The following is a 20,670-nucleotide window of genomic DNA, read 5'->3' as shown; positions in this document are numbered from 1 at the left end:
TGAAGGATTACTTTATCTCCAGCTGGATCGTCCATTCCTGTGCATCCCAACTGACCGAATACCCCAGTTTTTCCGCTACCTTTTTCACGGGTAAAAACGGCTCCCCGTTGATTTGCACGGCGTCGTTCCTGAATGCCTCTGCCCCTCCGTTCAGCCCGAGCAGCAATTTATCCGCCTGAATATAAGCTGTCCCATTTCGCAAAACCTTTTGCTCTGCCGTGTACGGATACGTGTTGCCGTTCACTTTCAGTGTAAATACACCTTTATCCGCCTGTGGTGCAGGCGTAGGTTTGGATGTGTGGTAGGAGCCACCGTCAACACTGAGTACCGTCCCTTCCCGCGTGTTGTCCACCCCTCCATACATCTTGCCCGTTTCAAAATCGTAGACGACGGCTTGCACATTCCCGATGTTACCCGGCTTCTCCGCAAACACATGTCCTTTTGCCATCAGAGCCAGTATCACATCCTGATCGATGCCTGCCTCCCAGGTGACATTCGGATAGTTGCTGGAGAAGATGCGCGGCGACAGGATCGCCTCCTGAATAGGCATGTCGTGCTCAATGACATTCAAAATCGTTTGGGACACGGACGCAATGATCGTGGAACCGCCCGGCGAGCCTACCGCCATAAACGGTTTGTCGTCCTTCATCACAATCGTGGGCGTCATGCTGCTGCGCGGACGTTTTCCTGGCTCTACCTGATTGGCACCGCCTGGCACGGCGTCAAAGTCAGTCAGCTCGTTATTCAGCATGAGGCCGTACCCCGGAACCATGATCCCCGACCCAAAAACATCCTCAATCGTCGTCGTGTAGGAGATCAAATTTCCCCACTTGTCCATCACGGAGAAATGGGTGGTGTATATGTGCTCGCTTGCCTCGCTTAATGGGAGTGGAGCAGCAGCTGTTTTCTCTTCATAAGCCCACGGATCACCTGCCGCCACTTCGGCATTTGCCCTGTCCGGAAGAATCAGCTTTCTGCGCTCGTTGATGTAGTCGTCATGGATCAGTCCTTTTTTCGGCACAGGGTAAAAGTCATCATCCGCCATGTATTTGGCTCGGTCGGCATAGGCCAGGTGATTGGCTTCGATCAGGTTGTGCAGGTATTCCACCGAGTTGGCCCCAGCCTTTTGGTTATCAAAGCCCTCCATCAGCTTGAGGATTTGGATGACAGTCAATCCGCCCGAGCTTGGCGGCGGCATTGAGACAATCTCGTAGCCGCGGAAGTCTCCTCTCACCGGCTCCCGCTCCTTGACGACATAATGCTGCAGGTCCTCCATCGTCATCGATCCGCCGGTACGCTGCACTTCCTTTACCAGCGCCTCCCCGATTTCTCCTTTGTAGAAGGCGTCCGTGCCCTTTTGCTTGATCAGCTTCAGCGCTTTCGCCAGATCAGGCTGTACCAGGAGATCTCCTTCTTTCAAAGGTTTCCCGCCCGGCACGAATACGTTCCCGGCCGTGTCATGCTTTTCCAGCTTCCATACTGCGCTGTTGATGTACTCGCTTGTAATCCAGTTTACCGGAACACCCTTTTCCGCCAGCTCGATGGACGGATCGATGATATCGGGCAGCTTCATCGTCCCGTACTTGTTCAGTGCCGTATCCACCCCTAGCAGCGTGCCCGGTACGCCCACCGCCTTGCCGTTGGTGTGCCGCTCGTCGAACGGAATCGGCTTGCCGTCCTCGTCCAGGAACATGTCTGGAGCTGCATGCTTCGGCGCCATCTCCCTGCTGTCAATCACCGTGAACTTGTTCTGATCCTTCAGGTAGATCATCATAAAACCGCCGCCACCGATCCCCGACATCATCGGCTCTACGACGTTCAGCGCCAATTGGATGCCTGCTGCGGCATCTACCGCATTGCCGCCTCGTTCCAGAATCTCCAGTCCGACCTTTGCTGCTGCCGGATGCGAGACCGCCACTATCCCCTGTGTTGCTCCTTCACCCGATGCAGGTACCCCTGGCACTGCCGCCTGCACTGGCGCAGCGAGAGCACATAGAGCCGCGGCCATTACAGCCAACGACCTCCACTTTTTCATAGATTCCCTCCTCAGTATGCTTGTTTCATTGCCATTGCAATGTTATTCCAATTTTCTGATATTTATTCTGGTCAACGAGACTCAAAACGACAAAAGCTGTCCTCATTTGAAAAGGACAGCCTCTGCTGCATACGCTTCACCATCTCTGCGAATCACCGCCATATCTGATAGACCTCTCCATTCAATTGCCCTCTGACCCTGAAGACATCCCCTACGGCAATCTCAAGCTCACCTAGCCCCTTCACCAATATTTCCTGACCCAGCTCTTCTACAAACAGCGGAAAACACGTTTCACCTGTATCATGGACGATTCCAGACAATCCTTCGCATGCGACAAGGACAGAGGAAATTGCCTGTCTTGCCTCGCACCGTCGCCGATATGGAGCAGGAAATCTCTGTAGTCTTGCGGCAATTCAATATTGGCGGTTGCTTCAAAATGCTCTATCTTCTCCAAGGTCAATCATCTTCCTTATCGGCAATCTTGTCGATTATTTATAAAACCTTATTTAACCGACATCGTTGTATTGGAGGTCAGATAAAAAAATCCCGGCTACGCCTTCCACGAATGGAGATAGCAGCCGGGTTTCATTATTAAACCGTCACAGATTGTGCTTTCGTATCATGATACACCTGAGTATCCAGCTCTTTCGTCACTTTGCTCGTCAGCACACCAGTCGTCATGCTTCCGCTCACATTCAGTGCAGTACGTCCCATATCTATCAGCGGCTCTACGGAGATCAGCAAGCCCACGATCGCGATCGGCAGGTTCATCGTAGACAGGACCAGCAGCGCTGCAAAGGTCGCTCCGCCGCCCACACCTGCTACCCCGAAGGAGCTGAGGGCAACGACGACGATCAGCGTGAAAATAAAGGATGGTGTCAGTGGATCAATCCCTGCGAGCGGCGCCACCATTACGGCGAGCATGGCCGGATAGGTTCCCGCGCAGCCATTTTGCCCGATGGAAAGACCGAATGACCCTGCGAAGTTGGCAATGCCCTCAGGAACTCCCAACTCCTGTGTCTGGGTTTTGACATTCAGCGGCAAGGCTCCTGCGCTCGTACGCGAGGTAAAGGCGAAGGTCAGCACAGGAAATGCCTTTTTGATATACGTGATCGGGTTTAATCCAGCAAAAGCCAGCAGCAGCAAATGAACGGCAAACATGAGCGCCAGAGCCACATACGAAGCCACAACGAATTTTCCCAGCTGCCAAATCGCATTGTAATCACTGGTCGCTGTCACTCTCGTCATAATCGCCAGCACGCCGTATGGAGTCAGGCGCAAAATCAGCGTAACGACGCGCATGATCACCGCATGGAACGTATCCACGATTTTGGCGAATAGCTCGGCTTGCTCAGCATTTTTCTTCCTTACTCCCAGGTACGCAATTCCGATGAAAGCGGCAAAGATGACAACAGCGATGGTAGACGTCGGACGATCACCGGTCAAATCCAGGAAAGGATTGGCTGGCAAGAGCTCCAATACCTTTTGCGGCAGTGTCATGTTCTGGATCTCACCCAGACGCTGTTCGACCTGACCGATTCGCGCGGTTTCAGCATCCCCTTGCTGGAACTGGGCTCCATCCAGATTGAACGCCAAGGTGGACGCAATCCCGATCGCAGCGGCCACAGCCGTCGTCCCGACCAGCAGGCCGATGATGAGCGTGCTGATTTTTCCGATGTTCTGGGTTAATTTCATTTTGGTAAAAGCAGAGACAATCGAGATGAACACCAGAGGCATCACAATCATTTGCAGCAGTTTCACATAACCTCTTCCGACGATGTTATACCAGTCCAAGGTCGACTGCAGGATGTCGGATTTCGCTCCATAAATAAATTGCAGGACGAGTCCGAACAAAATACCTACACCTAAACCGACAAACACCCGTTTGGAAAACGAAATGTGTTTCTTTTGCATGGTGTACAATCCAATAATGATGGCAAGTAAAACAACGATGTTCACAATCGTCCACAATGTTGACATTTCATTTCCCTCCATTCCACTTGGAATTTACGTTTATTAAAAAGAATATGCTTACTATATTACCGATAATACCTAATGGTCAAGTCAGAAATGTACTTCAAGTGTTTTTAACAAAATTACAAATTATTTAATTATAAATAAAAAACCGACACCTAGAACGTTCAGGTGTCAGCTAGCGACTTTAAGACTGAAATATTATTTAAATAGATTGATCGTCGTAATAATGATCGGCATAGCGAATACATCGATCAAAAAGGCGCCTACAATCGGAACGACCTGAAACGCTTTTCGTGAAGGACCAAAACGTTGTGTTACCGCAGCCATATTCGCCATTGCATTCGGCGTAGCGCCAAGGCCATGCCCTGTAAAGCCTGCGACCATGACGGCTGCATCATAGTTTTTGCCCAGCAAGCGGAACAACACGAAAATGCCGAACAGGACGATAAAGACGACTTGTACAAACACAATAACCAGCATTGGAAGTGCAAGATCCGCTACTTCCCACAATTTAATACTCATGAGTGCCATAGAAAGGAAAATGCCAAGCGTCACGTCACTAATCAGGTTGATGCTCTTCATGTCGGTGGCATCCGGCTTGAATTTATCTACGATGTTGCGTGCGATCACCGCGACAAACATGGCTCCTACATAACCAGGGAGTACAAAGCCTGTAGCCGTCGAGAACAGCTCCCCTAAATACGTCCCCACTGCCATACAGAATGTAATCAGCAATACCACTTCATCGGTCTCAGTCGGTTTTAGATCGTGTTTGGAAACCAAATATTTGACAGTCGGTCCGCCAACCAAGCCCCCTGCTACGAGACCAAAGGTAGCTGCCGCAATCCCGATCGCCAGCGCGGATTGGATTCCCATATCTTCAAGGGTTTGTCCGAACGCAGTTGCTGCACCGTGTCCACCTTCGAGACAGCCCCTGCCATCATTCCAATCAAAGGAGGATGGCAAATATCAAACCACCAACTACGGGTGCCGGGATACAAAACCTTTGCAGAAATCCCGCTTTTTTGACCAGATATGTGCCCAATACGAGCAAGGCTACAGCAAGAAAAATCGTATTGACTTGATTAAGTGCTAATGTCATAGTTGTCTCCCCCTAGAAATCCCATGATGGCTTCATTCGTCAAGTAAGCACCTAATTTTACGGTTCTTCCATTTTCATCTAGTACCGGATTTACTTCGCATATATCAAAAGAAAGCGTTTTCTTTTGAGCGGTAACAGTGCGGATCAAGGAACGGACGAGCATTGGCGTCAATCCAAAAGGCGACGGAGCACTGACGCCTGGAGCAAAAGCGGCATTCAATACATCTGTGCAAAGCGTGAGCATCACGTGATCATGCTTCTCGATGAATTCGATCAATGCAGAAGTGATGTCATCCGGTGCTTCTGTCATCTCTTCCTCGTATAGATAACGGACACCCAGCTCGTCAGCTTTATCAAACAGTTCCTGTGTATTTCCGAAACGCTGGATGCCAAGCACAAAGTAACGGCTATTTTGATCGTTTTCTAGTATCTGCCTAAACATCGTTCCGGATGAAGGCTGCACTTCGTAAGAACGCAAATCAAAGTGAGCATCAATATTAATGATTCCTAGTGAAGCCTCTTGGCCGATATGCTTTCGGACGCCGAGGTAATGTCCGTACAGCGTTTCATGCCCTCCGCCCAAAATGATCGGGGTCACCGATTTGGCAAGGAGATCCGAGACTACCTGACCCAGCTCTTCTTGAGCTTCTTCGAGTGCTTCCTTTTCACAACGAATATTCCCCACATCGAGGACACGCTTTCCTTCTGACTGTTTCCAGGGAAGGCTTGCAAGCGCTTGCCTCATAGCGTTCGGAGCTTTGGCTGCACCGAGTCTCCCTTGATTGCGTCTCACTCCTTCGTCACATTCAAACCCGATAATGGCACATATTTGCTCCTTGGAAGTCTGCAATTGAGCCAAATCCATCGATTCTACTATCTGATGATAACGAAAGCTGCTTCTTCTTTCCGTATGATCAGTTCGACCGGTCCATACATCAGCTGAAACTTGTGTTGGCAACTTTTTCATCCTTTCTGAACCTTCTGAAGGTGATTTTGTTTTTTGATTATATACTGACAAATTTATTAATTCTAATATATAATTTAAATAAATTAATAGCTTCATGCTATAAATAAAGGTGGGTGATTCTCTTGGACATCAAGCAATTGCATTATTTTGTGACGGTCTCCGATCTGTTGAGCTACTCCAAAGCCGCACAAAAACTGCATATTTCGCAGCCCTCATTAAGCAATGCGATCAAAAATCTGGAACAAGAGATCGGCTCACCGTTACTAGAAAGAAATACCAGAAAGGTCGAACTGACTGACGCTGGTAAAATTTTATACAAGAAATCCGTACTGCTTCTCTCTCAGATGAACATGTTGAAAAAAGAGATGGAAGAGGTAAAGCAGATTGGCAGCGGAGAGCTGATCATTGGCATTATCGAGTCTGTGAAGCATTGGATTCCCAAAGTAATCCGGGAGTATCAGGGGCGTTTTCCTTCCATAAACATCAAGCTGATTGAAGTGCTGAGCGGAAAAGCCGTGAAGGAATCACTCCGAAAGTATCAAACTCACCTGCTCATTACAAACCAGTCCATCCATGAAGACGATATCGAGTCCATCCCTTTATACGATGAAAAATTAGTCCTGGTGCTGCACAGCGATCACCCACTGGCACAAAAGGAATCTATTCGACTCGTGGAACTGGAAGGTGAACCCTTCATCATTAGTACGGAAGGGTTTCAGACCAGAGAAGATATTTTACGCGCCTTTTCACTCGAACACGTGACTCCGAGGATCAAATTTGAAATTGAGCGTTTTGAAACGGCTTTGACATTAGTGAGAGAAAATCTGGGAATTACCATCATCCCCGAAAATTATGTGTCTGAATTGACCGATGCTTCCATTGTTCGAAAAACGATTGCTTCCCCTGCATTGGATCGAACCATTTATTTGGCGTATATGAAAAATCGGTATATGGCTCCTGCGGTCCAGACTTTTTTGGAAACGATCCGCCGGAACTTTACTTGAGATCAAGCGACAAGCAGAAAAAGACCCGGAGATTCGCTCCGGAGATTCGCCCTTTGGGTGAGTCTTCTTCTTGGTTCACCCTGCAATACATTCAAATAGGCCTTCGCGTTCCTTTATCTTCTCGTGAGGTGAAGGACATGCATACCATCGAGCTTTATTGGACGCTGCTTACGGATACAGACATTCGTCGTCACAATTCTAACGAAAAAAACGTATACCGCTTCTTCATCTACAAATGTGAGAGGACATACGTGGAACAAAAAACTGGCCATATACAAGTCGTTCCGGGAACATGCCCGTGTGCTGGAAGAAGAGCTACCCATCGAGACGACGGGTCCAGAGTCCATCAACATCATAGACTGTCAGACGAGCGGGATCAAGGAAGTGAAGATCTTCATCGAACACGCTGACATTCGCTATCGCATGGATAAGCTGCTTGCCGGGCAGCTTGTAGGCTGGAGCCGAACACAAATCGTACAGTATATCAAATCGGGGCTTATCCGGTTGAATGACCGGTCCACAAAGCCTGGTACCGCCGTATGTACGAATGACTGCATCCGTATTTTGCTGGATTCTTTGTAGCGAAATGGCCACAAAAAAAACGCCAGACACACGCAAAATCCTGCGTTTATCTGACGTACTCGCAATCTGGTCTCGTAATGCGAATCCATTTGCATGTGTATATTTGCTTTTCAGCACTACGCGTGTTTCAACGTACGCGCCAAGAACTCCCTCGTCCGCTCCTGCGTCGGATGATTGAATATCTGATCTGGACTTCCCTCTTCTGCAATGACGCCTTTGTCCATAAACACGACACGATCAGAGACATCCTTCGCAAACTCCATCTCATGCGTAACAATCAGCATGGTGAGACCTGATCCGGCGAGCTCCTTCATGACCTTCAGCACTTCACCGACCATTTCCGGGTCGAGCGCAGACGTTGGTTCATCAAACAGCAGTACATCCGGGTCCATGGACAGCGCCCTGGCAATAGCCACCCGCTGCTTTTGTCCGCCAGATAGCTGTTTCGGTTTGGCGTTGATGTATTTGTCCATCCCGACGACCTGCAAATACTTCATCGCTACCTTCTCTGCCTCTTCCCTGGATCGCTTCAACACTTTTACTTGTCCCACCACGCAGTTATTCAAGACATTGTGGTTATTGAACAGGTTAAACTGCTGAAACACCATACCCAGATGTCTGCGGTAAGCAAAAACATCATGCTTCTCGTCCAAAATGTTATCGCCACGATAGATGATTTGACCGCCACTTGGTTTTTCCAAGAGATTGATGCAGCGAAGAAGGGTAGATTTCCCAGACCCCGAGGATCCGATAATCGTGACGACTTCCCCTTTGTTCACGGAAAAATTGATGTCCCGGAGTACCTGATGGGTTCCATAAGACTTGTTCAAATGCTGAATATCAATGATGGTGTCCATGATCACTCCTCCTTCCCCCATTATCGTGCTTCAAGTTGCTTGTCCGTCATCGTGTAATTCTCTGGTCCATCCAGCTTTCGTTCCAGATAACGAAGTACTCTGGAGACGATCACCGTCATGATTAAGTAAATCGCGCAAGCCACAAAGAACGTTTCAAAATACCGGAAGTTGTTCCCCGAGATCGATTTTGTAGTGAAATACAGCTCCGTTACGGAAATCACGTTCAGTACGGACGTATCCTTGATATTGATGACGAATTGATTCCCCGTTGCTGGCAGGATATTGCGAATGACCTGCGGCAAAACAACGTGAAACATCGTTTGCAGATGGTTCATCCCAATCGCTTGAGCGGCTTCGTATTGGCCTTTATCAACGGAAACAATGCCGCCGCGAACGATCTCTGCCATATAGGCTCCTGTATTGATGGACACGATAAAGACAGCGGCAAACAACCGATCGATATCCATGCCAAAGGCTAAAGCAGAACCATAATAGATCACCATCGCCTGCACGATCATCGGTGTTCCCCGGAAAAATTCAATATAAGTGGAGAATAGGGCATTTATCACTTTCAGACCGATTCGTTTGGCTCCACGTTCCGGAAGTGGAATCGTGCGGATCACCCCAGCCAATAGCCCGATCACTGCCCCCAATATAGTACCGATCAAAGCGATATACAGTGTGGTCCCTGCTCCACGCAGGAACATGGGCCAGTTTTCAGAAAGTATTCTGACAATCCACTCGAAGCTCATGTTTGTCCTCCAATTCATCTTCCTTTTCTATGCTACTGTCTGCCTGGGAGGCTCTCAGGATCAGTTAAAACCGACTGCACGTGCATGCAGCCGGTTTCTCGACTCTGTTATTGTGCTGCTGGCTGATTCTTGATAGCTTCATCCATAATCTGGGTACGCTCATCTTCAGAGATGCCAGTCAGTGCTTCATTGATCTTTTGAGTCAATTCGCTGCCCTTTTGCACACCTACCGCGATTGCCGTATCATCTTCGGAGGTCTGGAAGCCGTCTTTGAATTCCACCATCACAAAGTTCGGATTCGCTGCTGCCGCACTCACCGCTTCAGGACGCTCAGAAACGTATCCATCAATTACGCCAGATTCCAGAGCAACGCGCATCGCAGGGAAGTTGTCCAGTGCCGGTTGCTGTTCCACACCTTCAATTTGGGGAATCACGGAATAGTGGAAGGTATTTAATTGTGCCGTTACTTTTGCTCCTTTAAAATCTTGGATCGAAGTCGCACCTTCATATTTACTGCCTTTTTTCACAACCATCACGAGGTTGGATTTGTAGTAATTGTCGGAGAAATCAATGGTCTCTTTACGCTCAGCAGTTGGAGACATGCCTGCGATGATGGCATCGATTTTGCCAGAGGTTAAAGCTGGAACCAGACCATCCCATTCTGTTTTCACGATGACCAACTCTTTACCTAAGCTCTCCGCAATTCTCTTCGCGATTTCTACATCGTAGCCACCCGCAAATTCGGAGCTGCCGTCGATTTTTACGGCACCATTGGAATCGTCCATTTGCGTCCAGTTGAATGGCGCATACCCTGCTTCGAGACCTACCTTAAAGGTCGAATTGCTTGCAGGCGCAGATCCCTCTGCTGGGCTGCTGCTCGAGCTTGTCCCACACCCGGTTAATAGGATCATAGCTGATAGAAAGATAGCGAGAAATGATGATAGTTTTTTCAAGATTGTTCTCTCCTTTTGATTTTTCTGATGATGGTAGGATGACGCTACTAAGATCAACACATTCTTAGAGAAAAACGCAAAAAAGCGACCTGAGAAAGTCTCTGGCCGCACTATTTATATAGTCTTCCCATAAACCTCCCTTTAACCCAAATGAGATAGCTCAACTCAATAAATCGGGGAATTTATTGAGACAGTCCTGCAGCTCTTAACTGCAGACCCAGCAAGTAATACCGAGCATATTACAAGCTTCGGCGACATTTCCTTCTCCCTAGCCTCATCGTTTTCTCGAACTCCACTAAGGACTGTTAAATATCGCGCCTCTACCTCACTGTAGAAAGTGAGGTCTTATTAAATTTGTTTATCAGTATACTATCTATCGGGAGAACCGTCAATAACGGAAGGTTTTGGAAAGCATATTCACAAGAAAAACATTTTACGAAACATACAATTGTATTAGGGTTCTTCGCAGAGAGTACAAATAAGAGGATTCTTTCGTTATAATAAAATGGTAGAATAATCTGAAAACGAAAGGAGGTACCCTCCACTCCATGTCCGACCAACTATCCCGATTTCCTTACCCCTTCAATAGCGATACGTATCGCTACTCCAACAATTCGGTGCTTCTCGATCCACCGATTGCCATCGAGGTTACGCCGGAATACCTGGAGGAAATGACACTCAAGCGGTCGCTGCTAGCCAATCATCCCAACCGCTGCTATCAGTCACTCCCCCATACGATACCTGCACAATGGGAAATCGCAAGCCTTGTGCTGCATCATCTGCATGAAACCTATCCGGAGGACTTTTCCTTAACGAAAGAGGGAAATTCCTGGACGTTTTCCAACCACAAGCTCAATGAAACGCAGCAATTCGTCTTCGGAGATGTTTCGACGCTTCCCTGGGAGCCACTCGATTTCGTTGGCCGCCATGTGCAGGAGGATTTGATTCTGATGGGACAGCGAGACGGTGATTTATTTCTGGATGCAGGCCAGCTTTGTTTTCCAGCCAACTGGTCGCTCGAATTCAATCTGGGGATGAATTTCGTAGAGATTCACAGTCCGATTCCTGGATTCGCAAATGGGAACCTAGATGAGAAAATTCGCAACTTTATCATGAAGCTGGAGGTTGGCCAACCCTGGGTCCGAAGAAACTGGTCGCTTAATGCAGGCAAAAGGCTGGATGCTTCCCTCGAAACCTTTCACCAGTGGGGACAAATGCGCAAACAGGTCACAGCAGAAAATGCCGGAGAGACGGTGTACTTGCGTGTAGAGGTACAAAAGCTCTTCCGTTTGCCACGAAGCCACGCTGTTCTCTTTACGATCCACAGCTACTTGATCACCTTACATGAACTGGCGCAAAACCGGGCCTATCTGGAACAGCTGTACCATGTTCTGGTAGAGCTGCCCGCGTTTATTGCAGAATATAAAGGGATGAAGCTGTACAAGCAACAAGTCATTCAGTATTTGGAATATGAGCTGCAAAAAGAGAGGGGGTAAAGCATGCAAAAACAGCGATACCTGCTCTTGATGGATGAGACAGGTGAGTCTGCTTCTCATGATCTCAGAAACGAGCTTGCGGCAAGCAGCCTCCCAGTGGAAGTCCATCCTGTCACGTTGGAAAGCTTGCATCGGTCTGAATTGACCGCATTGCTCTTTCGCCAATGGATCGGTACCTATCTCTATTTGCTTGTTTCATGGCCTCTTTTGGAGCCTTTGAGGCAACTGGCAGAGGACGCCGGATTTTCCGAACAAGAGATGGAATGTCACGGTCTGGGGCCGCACACCAGGCAGGTTTTTTGCTCTGCCTGTCAAAAGATGAACCAAACGGAAGACGAGACGGTCATTTCGTGCCATTTTTGCGGAGAGGAGCTAAGCGTGTCCGAGCATTATTCCAAGCGCTTGCAAGCATTCCTTGGTTACACCTCCATTCGATAATTCCACTTACCGTACCAATTGGCTCATTCCCCCTTTGGGATCGTATTTCGAAATCAGATAGAATGGGATGACTGTCATGCAACCGAAAATCCACGTGTTCGTCAAACAAATCATTCAAGAAACGCCTTCCGTGAAGCGATTTGTTCTCGTATCCAAAGAAGGTGCAGACTTGCCTGCTTTCAGTGCGGGCTCTCATGTAACCACCTTTCTGAATACGGCTGCGGGAACGTTGGAACGACATTACTCCTTGGTCCAGGCACCCGCCATTACGGATCATTATGAGATCGCGGTTCAACTCCATGCACAATCGCAAGGAGGATCTGCTTACTGGCATCATCAGGTCTCAGAAGGGACCGAGCTTTTCATCAGCTACCCCAAAAATCATTTCTCGCTCAGCTTCCGTGCGAAGCATCACGTTTTTTACGCGGCAGGAATCGGCATTACCCCCTTCCTTTCGATGATGGCGGAGCTGGTCGCCCAGGGACGAAGCTTTGAGCTGCATTATGCAGCCAAGTCCCGGGAGATGTGCGCCTTTTATGAAACCTTGCAGAAAACCTACAGGGATTCCTGTCACTTATACCTTTCTGCTGACCCGGATTCATCCCGGATGAGACCGGATGGTATGCGCCAGCAGAGAATAGGTACGCACGTCTATTTTTGCGGCCCTGAGACCATGGTGAATCAGTTTCAGGAAGCAGCGAGGAGCTATGGGTACCCTCAGCAAAGCATTCACTTTGAATTATTTGCGCCACCCGCCCCCATGCTGCGTGAACCCTTTCTCGTGGAGCTTTGGCAAAGCAAGCGGACGATTTCGGTTGGAAGCGACCAAAGCCTGCTAGCGGCACTGCTGGCCGCAGGCATCAAATCTCCTTACTCCTGCCGTGTCGGTCGATGCGGCACCTGCGCCGTGGAAGTCTTGTCTGGCGAGGTCGCTCATTATGACTCGGTCTTATCGGAGAAAGAGCGAGCGGCGCAGGATGTGATGATGACGTGTGTCTCTCGAGCCGTACATAATAAGCTGGTTCTGAGCCTGTAGGAGCCTGTCCTAAAAAAACGCCCACTTCTGGTATATTGGCAAGTGTGACCTAGCCATCTACCGAAGTGGAGCGTTTTTCTCTTATTTGATCATCCGCAAAAACGATTTCAAGCGCTCGCTATTGGGATTGACCAAAACCTCTTGCGGATTTCCTTGTTCCTCTATAAGCCCATTATGCATAAAAATCACCCGATCGGCTACTTCGCGAGCAAACTGCATCTCGTGGGTCACTACAACCATCGTCATCCCTTCCTTGGCCAACTGCTTCATGACCTGGAGCACTTCGCCCACCAACTCCGGGTCAAGTGCCGAGGTCGGCTCGTCGAACAACATGATTTTTGGGTTCATGGCAAGCGCTCTTGCAATAGCCACGCGTTGTTGTTGACCGCCTGACAGCTTTCGCGGATACACGTCTTGCTTTTCTGACAACCCTACTTTCTCCAACAGGTTGACCGCAATCTTCCTTGCCTCGTCTTTGGTCACTTTGTTTACCTGAATAGGCGCTTCCATCACATTCTCCAGAACAGTCATATGGGGAAAGAGATTGAACTGCTGAAAGACCATCCCCACTTCACGCCGAAATTGGCTCACATGTTTCAAGGACTCATTTAGTGGAATGCCATCGATGGTAATGGCGCCACCACTGATCGTTTCCAATCGGTTCAAGCAACGAAGCAGCGTGCTTTTACCTGAACCGCTGGCGCCAATCAACGAGACTACTTCGCCTCGATTGACGATGAGATCAATTCCTTTTAACACTTCCAGGTTACCAAAGCTTTTGTGAAGATCTTTCACCACAATGATTGACTGATTATTGTCACGCTTTGCTTCTACGGCACGGTTGCTCATTGTTTTCGCTTCCTCCTAACGCTCGCTTTGCGACATGCGGAATTCTAACTTTTTCAGGAAATAAGAAAGAAATGTCGTCATGAGCAAATACAGAGCTGCTGCCGTGATATAAAATTCAATAAACGCATAGTTGGTCGCTGCAAAACGTTGAGACACCATCATCAACTCAGACACCGTGACAAGAGAGGCAATCGATGAATCCTTTAACATAGATATCGCTTGGTTGCCCAAGGCTGGAATGCTGACTCGAAACGCCTGAGGCAAGACAATCCTGCGCATGATGGTGGTATAGGTCATCCCAAGCGACTCGGCTGCTTCCGTCTGACCTTTCGGAACGGACATGATGCCACCGCGATATATTTCCGCGATATACGCACCTGCATTCACTCCCAACGCGATGACAGAGGATGAGAATGCACCCAATTCAATTCCAACCTGAGGCAATCCGTAGTAGACCAGAAAGATTTGTACAAGAATGGGTGTTCCGCGAATCACCCAGATGTAGAAATCCGCCAACCACATGAGCGGCTTGATATTCGATATTTTCATCAATGCTGCTATGAGCCCAAGAATTAAACCTAATACGATCGCAAAGAGGGATAGCTCTATCGTCACCACTGATGCTTCAAGCAGAAATCCAATAAAATCGGAGACCAGGGAAAAATCAAGCATGCAGGTACAATCCTTTCCTACCGGATATCGTTACCGAACCAGGTTTTGCTGATTTTTTCATAGGTTCCATCACTTTGAATTTCTTCCAGTGCTTTGTTTAATGCATCTTTCAGCGCGTTATTTTCTTTACGCAACGTGAACGCTGCTTCTTCTTCATATAGCAGTCCACCTATTGCCTTAAAGGGGTAACTCTTTTCCTTGATAACGGATGAACCTACTGCCTTATCTGTAATGACACCCTGAATGCGGTTATTCACCAAATCTTGGAAGGTTAGCATGTCATTTTTGTAAGTGACTAAGTCTACCTTTAATTCTTTTGCTTTTGATTCAAATGTGGTACCGATTGAGGCACCGATTTTTAATCCTTCGATTTTGGTCGGATCCGTGATAGGAGAATCGTTTGGAACGAATAATTGCGCACCTGTATGGTAGTAAGGTTTGGAGAAATCCACCTTTTGCATGCGTTCTTCTGTAATCCCCATGCTGGAGACAATGGTGTCGTATTTCTCTGATAATAAGCCTGCGATGATGGCATCCCACGGTGTAACAACAAAGTTTACTTTGACACCCAGCTTGTCACCGATCGCATTGGCGATGTCTACGTCAAAGCCAACAAGCTCGTTTTTATCGTTGTAATAGTTGAACGGTGGGTATGCGCCTTCAATCCCGACGTTGATCACCCCGGCTGATTTTATGCGGTCAAGCGATTGGTCGCCCGATTGTCCAGTCTGACTGACCGTTTTAGAACTACAGGCAGTAAGAATCATTAGAGCCAAAGATAGAATGATTAAAAAAAGATTACGCTGATTGATCATGTGCTTTCCCCCTTATCTACTGGTAAAAAAGGACTGACAAACTTGTGCGTGAACCTAGATCATTCCTAACTTGAGATACATGCATAGGGATAACATTAAAAATCAGAATATTATTTCCATTTGTATCATTCTATCATTTGTTTTCCGATTTTTCCAAATATTTGTGAGTGTTCATTGATAAAAAAAGGCTGTGAACCCTTGGGGCAACAGTATTCGTTTCACCCCCGTAAGAAAGATCGTTCAAATAACTTATTAACTATCCCGCTCAACTTGGCTTCGTCTTTTTCCCCGTTTAATGTCGCCATAACCAACGAAAAAGCTGAGAGCAGAATGATTTGTTCCGGTACCGGATCTCCATAACTGAATACACTAACCTTTGATAACGTAACATATCCGTTTCATCAACAATATAATATGCCTAAAACAATCTAAAGAGGTGAGCCGATGGCCGTCGTAAAAGCCAGGAGCAGTGATATTGACATGTTGGCAAGGTTGCTTCGAGCCGAAGCTGAAGGTGAAGGTGAAATGGGAATGCTCCTTGTTGGAAATGTTGGAATTAACCGAATAAGAGCGAATTGCTCCGATTTTAAAGGAATCCGGACAATTCCCCAAATGATCAACCAGCCGCATGCGTTTGAAGCTTTGCAGCATGGTATGTACTACCAAAGGGCTAGAGATAGAGAACGACGTCTGGCGCGACGGGCCGTGAATGGGGAACGGTATTGGCCGGCCAAATTCTCCCTCTGGTATTTTCGTCCGGGAACGGCCGCAGCTCCCCAGCCATGTCCGCCGACCTGGTATAATCAGCCGCACGTAGGACGATACAAGCTTCACTGTTTTTATGAGCCGACCGCGAAAGAATGTGAAAATGTATATAATACTTTTTAATTCTATGGACGAAAAACAGCCCAATCATTACACTGCCCCTAACGAAAAAAGGGGGAATCATCAATGATGTAGATTTGGATGAGGAGGCTATCATATGAAGTGCACCCCAATGTTAGGCAAGACTAACAATTGGGGTGCAGTTTTTTAACGTATAGGAAAATAGAAACTTCAAAGAGCAACACGTCGCGATACTTCCTACTACCCGCCAAAATTTAGACCCTTAGCGAGCCGCGGAACCCTCTAGCGGCATAGTAGGATTCAGCTCCATTGTGGTATACGAAGACAGTGTCGTAGCGACGATCACAAAAGATCGCCCCGCCGAGTTTTCGAATACTAGCAGGTGTTTTCACCCAGCTCGAAGTTTTCAAATCGAAATTTCCAAGCTTCTGTAGCTCCCGGTATTGTTCTTCTGTTAACAGCTCAATGTCTATGGCAGCTGCCATTTCAATCGCATTATTCTGTGGTTTATGTTCTTTCCTTGACTCCAGCGCTTCACGATCGTAGCAAACACTTCTACGCCCTTTGGGACTTTCCGCTGAGCAATCGTAAAAAATGTACTCGCCTGTCTGAACGTCATAATCAACTACATCCGGTTCACCGCCCGTTCTCTCCATTTCATGGAGCGACCACAGTTTTTCGGTATGCGCTTCGAGCTTTGCTTGGATGTTTGCCCATTCAAGACCTAGATGGCGATTCATGTTTTTCTCAAAACGGGCTTTCAATGTTTGGAGTAGTTCTTCACGTTGCTCCGGCAATAACTCCTTTATAGAGTTGCTATCACTCTTTGGCATGTTCCTTTCTCCTTTCGAGTTTGTAATTACCTAGTGATTCACATGGGTAGCATAAGTAAAATTGACATGGAACGCGCTAAAACGTTTTATGGAGAAGTATTTGGGTGGGCGTTTGAGGATTGGAGCGATTATGCTGGTATGCCCTATTTTGGAGCTGTTACCGGTAATGCAAACGAGCCTGGAATTAACGGAGCTTTGATGCAACGTCAGGGTGCTTCCCCAGAAACTGGCCAGGCTTTGAATGGCTATGCCTGTACAATGGGAGTGGCAGATTACGATTCAACTGAAGCAAAAATCCTAAAAAATGGAGGCAAGGTCGCCCATCCAAAGCATGCTCTGCCTGGAATGGCGTGGCAAGGATATTATATGGATACCGAAGGCAATATTTTTGGTATTCATCAGCCAGATGTGAACGCGAAATAGAATCCTTTAAAATATGTACTACAAATCGTGATTCTATGTTTGAAGAAAGAGAGTACTTCTAAAAGCGGTACTCTCTTTCATTTAGTAAAGACTAGTATGCGTTGAACCATTCATTCGAATGTACTACTCCGAACTGCAATTGAATTACTTGACTTCTAATTGTTCCTTCATTTGAACTCTACTGTCACAATCTGCAATATAATTATTTAATACCACAGTCAACGTTAACCATTTTTGCTTATTGCTAACCGACCCTTTAGCACTCTATCCATAGGCTGAAGAAATTACGAACCCTGGCTTCATGTGATCCTCTAACGATTACGAAACCAAAAAGACTCTTTCGCGTATAAAAGTGTATGAACATGATCCTGCGAATTTGATGCGGCATGAATTTAAATTCGTTCCCGTCCTTGGAGAAATGCTCTTTCAGAATATTTAACGAAAATATACAGTTTTGAGGTAATCTATCCTATGAATGGTAAATTTACAGAGAATGAGGCATTTACAGAGCATGCCGACTCGTGGTACCGGCTGGCCGAGCAGAAGGCAGCTCAGTATTTTGCATCGCTGTATGAGCAGGTTATGGAAAAGACCTATGTGCCTACTCTAACAAAGGATTTTCAATTGTGGCAGAGTAACCACATTCATCATAAATCATGGCTTTCCTTTTTTTCACGGGTAAAAAGAAAACCGGATACACAGGATTATTATAGATACCTCGACTGGCTGAATGTTACCGGTCAATTGGATGATTACCTTGATCGAAGCGTGTCCTATATTTTTATGAGGGATTTGGGTAAAGCTCTGGATTCCCCAGTAACACAGAAAAGGATTCGGCGCCTAGTTACCGACATCAAAAATTACTTGATTCAATCCACCGCTACCAAACGGGGAGACCAACCCGACTATTTGAGTCTGGCCGGTTTTTATCGGTGGGCCCAGAAGGAGGGCGTAGAAAACGCAGCGATTTGGTTGATAGAAAAACTAAAGGCTGTATCCTCCCATATTCCGGACGATATGAACGCAGAGCACGCCCAGCGCAAACTGATCAAAATCATTGGCGGGGTTATTCTGCATGCGATAGAAGAGATGGGCGATGAGATATTGCCTGTGGAACGTACGAGGAGACTCGATGAAGCTATCAGGCTAGGTTACTCCTATGGTCTGACCTATCCTTTTATTGACGATCTTCTCGATTCCGAGATCTTAAATGATCAAGAGAAAGAAAAGTATTCTCGTATGATACGCACCGCGCTTCTGACCGGATCTGTGCCGGAATTGGGAGAGTGGAACGGAGATAACAGGGATTTGATTCATTATATACACTCGGAGCTCCGGGAAGCCTTTGAGTATATGAAGTGCCAACAGCGATCGGATACGCAGCAGCCCTTTTTCGAGCAGTCGTATGTGTTTTTTCATTCTCAGCATCTGGACCGAATAAAGGACCTTTCGAATGCGAATTACACCAACGAAGAACTTTATTTACCCGTTATCTTAAAATCCTCTTCTGCCCGCTTGATTGTCCGTTCCGTCATTAGCGCTCCTGTAGATGAGGGATTTGATCATCGAGTATTTTATTATGGCATCTACAACCAGCTGGCAGATGATTTTGCGGATATTTTTGACGATATGAGAGAAGGGGCGGTAACCCCCTATACCTATTATTTAAAATACCGGGATCAGCGTTCGGATTTGATCAATCCTTTTGAATTATATTGGGCCGTCATCTCCCATCTGATCCATCATGTGTATCACTCCGATCCCAAAACGCTTGAGGTGATACTGGATCGTGCCATCAACGGTTTAAAACGTTGCAAACAACGCATCGGAATTGAAAAGTATAACGAATTGATGGAGGTATTTGCTCCTGGTGATCCGGAATTCAATCGTCTCATCCAACTAATGGTTAGAGAAGCGGACAATGTGGATTTTTTCGATAAACTGCTTAGGGATCAGATGGTGACCGCTCTAAAAAACAAGCGGAAAGAAAAAGAGTATTTTATCGAGACAGTCAAAACGGTCCGCGAACAGATCAACAACCAATTGCAGATTGCCAAACATGACGGAATTCCCCCGATGAAGGATTCGCTGATCGATGCTGCAAATTACAGTCTCGAAGGAGATGGCAAACGACTACGGCCCATCATGACTTGGGTCATGGGCGTTAACGAATACGGATTGCCATTTCCGGAGATCGTACCACTTCTAAGATCATTGGAATATATGCATACCGCATCTTTGATCTTCGACGATCTCCCATCGCAAGATAATTCCTCTACCCGTAGAGGGCGTCCAACCTTGCATATGGTTCATAATTCCTCTACTGCGGAATTAACAGGTCTGTTTCTGTTCATGAAGTCGGTTGAAGAACAATCGTCTCTAAACGGATTCGATGCAAAAGCCGTACTTGCCATGATGCAGTATTCGTCCCAAAAAGCGGGAGAGATGTGTATGGGGCAAGCGATGGATTTGCAATCCAAAGGTCAAGAATTAACACTGGAGCAATTGAAACGGATATGCTACTACAAAACCGGAATTGCATTTGAGGCTTCTCTCGTTATGCCTGCCATTCTTGCTCAGGCTGAGGCGTTGGAAATTGCTGCTTTAAAGAAATATGCCTATCATGCGGGGATTGTATTTCAGATTAAGGATGATTTGCTTGATGTGGAAGGAGATCGGCTTTTACTCGGTAAACCCACTCTCCAGGATGTTGAAAACAACAGCTCGACTTTTGTAACAGTTCTTGGTCAGAAAGATGCCAGGAAAGAGATGTGGGAGCACTACTGCTGCGCGATGGAAGCGTTGAAGGAGATGTCTTTAAAAACCCCATTCCTGAAGCATTTATTGGACTATGTTGTTAATCGGGACAGGTAATAAGAGAGCTCCAACAAGTTTTTGAAGCTGAAATGGATGATCACTTAGGCTACAGCAAACATAGTTCCGACGGTGACCATACTGGAAATAGTCGAAATGGCTACAGCAAATAGTCGGTGAAATCAGTTATAACTTCCAAAACCCACTTAAAAAGGGGGC

The 20,670-nt window shown here is 47.0% G+C and carries 20 protein-coding genes, 1 pseudogene and 1 riboswitch; of the genes and pseudogenes, 8 read left to right on the top strand and 13 right to left on the bottom strand.

Features of this window, described 5'->3' with window-relative positions:
• Positions 1-7 precede the first annotated feature (7 nt).
• From ggt to hutG, 6 genes and pseudogenes are all read right to left on the bottom strand, one after another.
• On the bottom strand, positions 8-2,035 hold the full coding sequence (ggt, locus tag EDM52_RS11290; protein ID WP_122909084.1) for a gamma-glutamyltransferase: 2,028 nt from the start codon (positions 2,033-2,035) through the stop codon (positions 8-10).
• 152 nt (positions 2,036-2,187) lie between these two features.
• Positions 2,188-2,355 carry a hypothetical protein gene (locus EDM52_RS24625; RefSeq protein ID WP_183185039.1) on the bottom strand — a complete coding sequence of 56 codons (168 nt, stop codon included), beginning with the start codon at positions 2,353-2,355 and terminating at the stop codon, positions 2,188-2,190.
• Positions 2,304-2,489 (bottom strand): SMI1/KNR4 family protein, encoded by a 186-nt coding sequence (locus tag EDM52_RS25655; protein ID WP_183184988.1) that lies wholly within the window; start codon positions 2,487-2,489, stop codon positions 2,304-2,306. The genes EDM52_RS24625 and EDM52_RS25655 overlap by 52 nt, the downstream gene beginning before the upstream one ends.
• A 137-nt stretch (positions 2,490-2,626) precedes the next feature.
• A complete protein-coding gene (locus EDM52_RS11280) occupies positions 2,627-4,015 on the bottom strand; it encodes an L-cystine transporter (RefSeq protein WP_122909082.1) in 1,389 nt (462 codons plus the stop codon).
• 195 nt (positions 4,016-4,210) lie between these two features.
• Positions 4,211-5,114: pseudogene (locus EDM52_RS11275) on the bottom strand (sodium/glutamate symporter).
• Positions 5,098-6,081 carry a formimidoylglutamase gene (hutG, locus tag EDM52_RS11270; RefSeq protein ID WP_122909081.1) on the bottom strand — a complete coding sequence of 328 codons (984 nt, stop codon included), beginning with the start codon at positions 6,079-6,081 and terminating at the stop codon, positions 5,098-5,100. The pseudogene EDM52_RS11275 and the gene hutG overlap by 17 nt, the downstream one beginning before the upstream one ends.
• 122 nt (positions 6,082-6,203) lie before the next feature.
• On the opposite strand from hutG, the gene EDM52_RS11265 reads away from it, so the two are divergent.
• Together EDM52_RS11265 and EDM52_RS11260 are read left to right on the top strand one after the other, a co-directional pair.
• Entirely contained in the window at positions 6,204-7,085 is an 882-nt protein-coding gene (locus tag EDM52_RS11265; protein WP_122909080.1) for a LysR family transcriptional regulator, read from the top strand.
• 237 nt (positions 7,086-7,322) lie between these two features.
• Positions 7,323-7,667 (top strand): S4 domain-containing protein, encoded by a 345-nt coding sequence (locus EDM52_RS11260; RefSeq protein WP_148038746.1) that lies wholly within the window; start codon positions 7,323-7,325, stop codon positions 7,665-7,667.
• A 116-nt stretch (positions 7,668-7,783) separates the two neighbouring features.
• Here EDM52_RS11260 and EDM52_RS11255 read toward each other — a convergent pair whose 3' ends face one another.
• From EDM52_RS11255 to EDM52_RS11245, 3 genes are all read right to left on the bottom strand, one after another.
• Positions 7,784-8,524 (bottom strand): amino acid ABC transporter ATP-binding protein, encoded by a 741-nt coding sequence (locus tag EDM52_RS11255; RefSeq protein WP_122909078.1) that lies wholly within the window; start codon positions 8,522-8,524, stop codon positions 7,784-7,786.
• Positions 8,525-8,544: 20 nt separating this feature from the next.
• A complete protein-coding gene (locus EDM52_RS11250; RefSeq protein ID WP_122909077.1) occupies positions 8,545-9,276 on the bottom strand; it encodes an amino acid ABC transporter permease in 732 nt (243 codons plus the stop codon).
• Between the two features lie 107 nt (positions 9,277-9,383).
• On the bottom strand, positions 9,384-10,229 hold the full coding sequence (locus EDM52_RS11245; RefSeq protein WP_245996803.1) for a transporter substrate-binding domain-containing protein: 846 nt from the start codon (positions 10,227-10,229) through the stop codon (positions 9,384-9,386).
• 148 nt (positions 10,230-10,377) lie between these two features.
• Positions 10,378-10,560: riboswitch (Lysine riboswitch) on the bottom strand.
• A 217-nt stretch (positions 10,561-10,777) separates the two neighbouring features.
• Here EDM52_RS11245 and EDM52_RS11240 point away from each other — a divergent pair.
• The 3 genes from EDM52_RS11240 (at position 10,778) to EDM52_RS11230 (ending at position 13,199) form a co-directional block, all read left to right on the top strand.
• Complete coding sequence (locus EDM52_RS11240) at positions 10,778-11,725, top strand: heme-dependent oxidative N-demethylase family protein (protein ID WP_122909076.1); 948 nt, start codon at positions 10,778-10,780, stop codon at positions 11,723-11,725.
• Positions 11,726-11,728: 3 nt separating this feature from the next.
• Positions 11,729-12,163, top strand: a complete 435-nt coding sequence (locus tag EDM52_RS11235) for a dimethylamine monooxygenase subunit DmmA family protein (protein WP_122909075.1) — start codon at positions 11,729-11,731, stop codon at positions 12,161-12,163.
• Between the two features lie 76 nt (positions 12,164-12,239).
• On the top strand, positions 12,240-13,199 hold the full coding sequence (locus tag EDM52_RS11230; RefSeq protein ID WP_245996801.1) for a PDR/VanB family oxidoreductase: 960 nt from the start codon (positions 12,240-12,242) through the stop codon (positions 13,197-13,199).
• An 81-nt stretch (positions 13,200-13,280) separates the two neighbouring features.
• On the opposite strand, the gene EDM52_RS11225 is transcribed toward EDM52_RS11230, so the two are convergent.
• The 3 genes from EDM52_RS11225 to EDM52_RS11215 are packed head-to-tail and all read right to left on the bottom strand — an operon-like array spanning position 13,281 to position 15,535.
• Positions 13,281-14,003, bottom strand: coding sequence for an amino acid ABC transporter ATP-binding protein (locus tag EDM52_RS11225; protein WP_183185031.1), 723 nt, complete (start codon positions 14,001-14,003; stop codon positions 13,281-13,283).
• Positions 14,004-14,063: 60 nt separating this feature from the next.
• Positions 14,064-14,720, bottom strand: a complete 657-nt coding sequence (locus EDM52_RS11220; RefSeq protein WP_122909072.1) for an amino acid ABC transporter permease — start codon at positions 14,718-14,720, stop codon at positions 14,064-14,066.
• Positions 14,721-14,737: 17 nt separating this feature from the next.
• Positions 14,738-15,535 (bottom strand): transporter substrate-binding domain-containing protein, encoded by a 798-nt coding sequence (locus tag EDM52_RS11215; RefSeq protein WP_122909071.1) that lies wholly within the window; start codon positions 15,533-15,535, stop codon positions 14,738-14,740.
• Between the two features lie 444 nt (positions 15,536-15,979).
• On the opposite strand from EDM52_RS11215, the gene EDM52_RS11210 reads away from it, so the two are divergent.
• On the top strand, positions 15,980-16,423 hold the full coding sequence (locus tag EDM52_RS11210) for a cell wall hydrolase (protein WP_122909070.1): 444 nt from the start codon (positions 15,980-15,982) through the stop codon (positions 16,421-16,423).
• A gap of 212 nt (positions 16,424-16,635) precedes the next feature.
• On the opposite strand, the gene EDM52_RS11205 is transcribed toward EDM52_RS11210, so the two are convergent.
• Positions 16,636-17,214, bottom strand: a complete 579-nt coding sequence (locus EDM52_RS11205; protein WP_122909069.1) for a DUF4256 domain-containing protein — start codon at positions 17,212-17,214, stop codon at positions 16,636-16,638.
• A 42-nt stretch (positions 17,215-17,256) separates the two neighbouring features.
• Between EDM52_RS11205 and EDM52_RS11200 the strand changes: the two genes are divergently transcribed.
• A complete protein-coding gene (locus EDM52_RS11200) occupies positions 17,257-17,637 on the top strand; it encodes a VOC family protein (RefSeq protein WP_122909068.1) in 381 nt (126 codons plus the stop codon).
• Between the two features lie 471 nt (positions 17,638-18,108).
• Complete coding sequence (locus EDM52_RS11195) at positions 18,109-20,511, top strand: polyprenyl synthetase family protein (RefSeq protein WP_122909067.1); 2,403 nt, start codon at positions 18,109-18,111, stop codon at positions 20,509-20,511.
• The last annotated feature ends 159 nt before the right edge of the window (positions 20,512-20,670 follow it).

The organism is Brevibacillus invocatus (genome assembly GCF_003710915.1).
GTDB lineage: Bacteria > Bacillota > Bacilli > Brevibacillales > Brevibacillaceae > Brevibacillus > Brevibacillus invocatus.
Note: the sequence above shows the minus strand (reverse complement) of the source record. Positions and strands in the feature narration are given on the sequence as shown.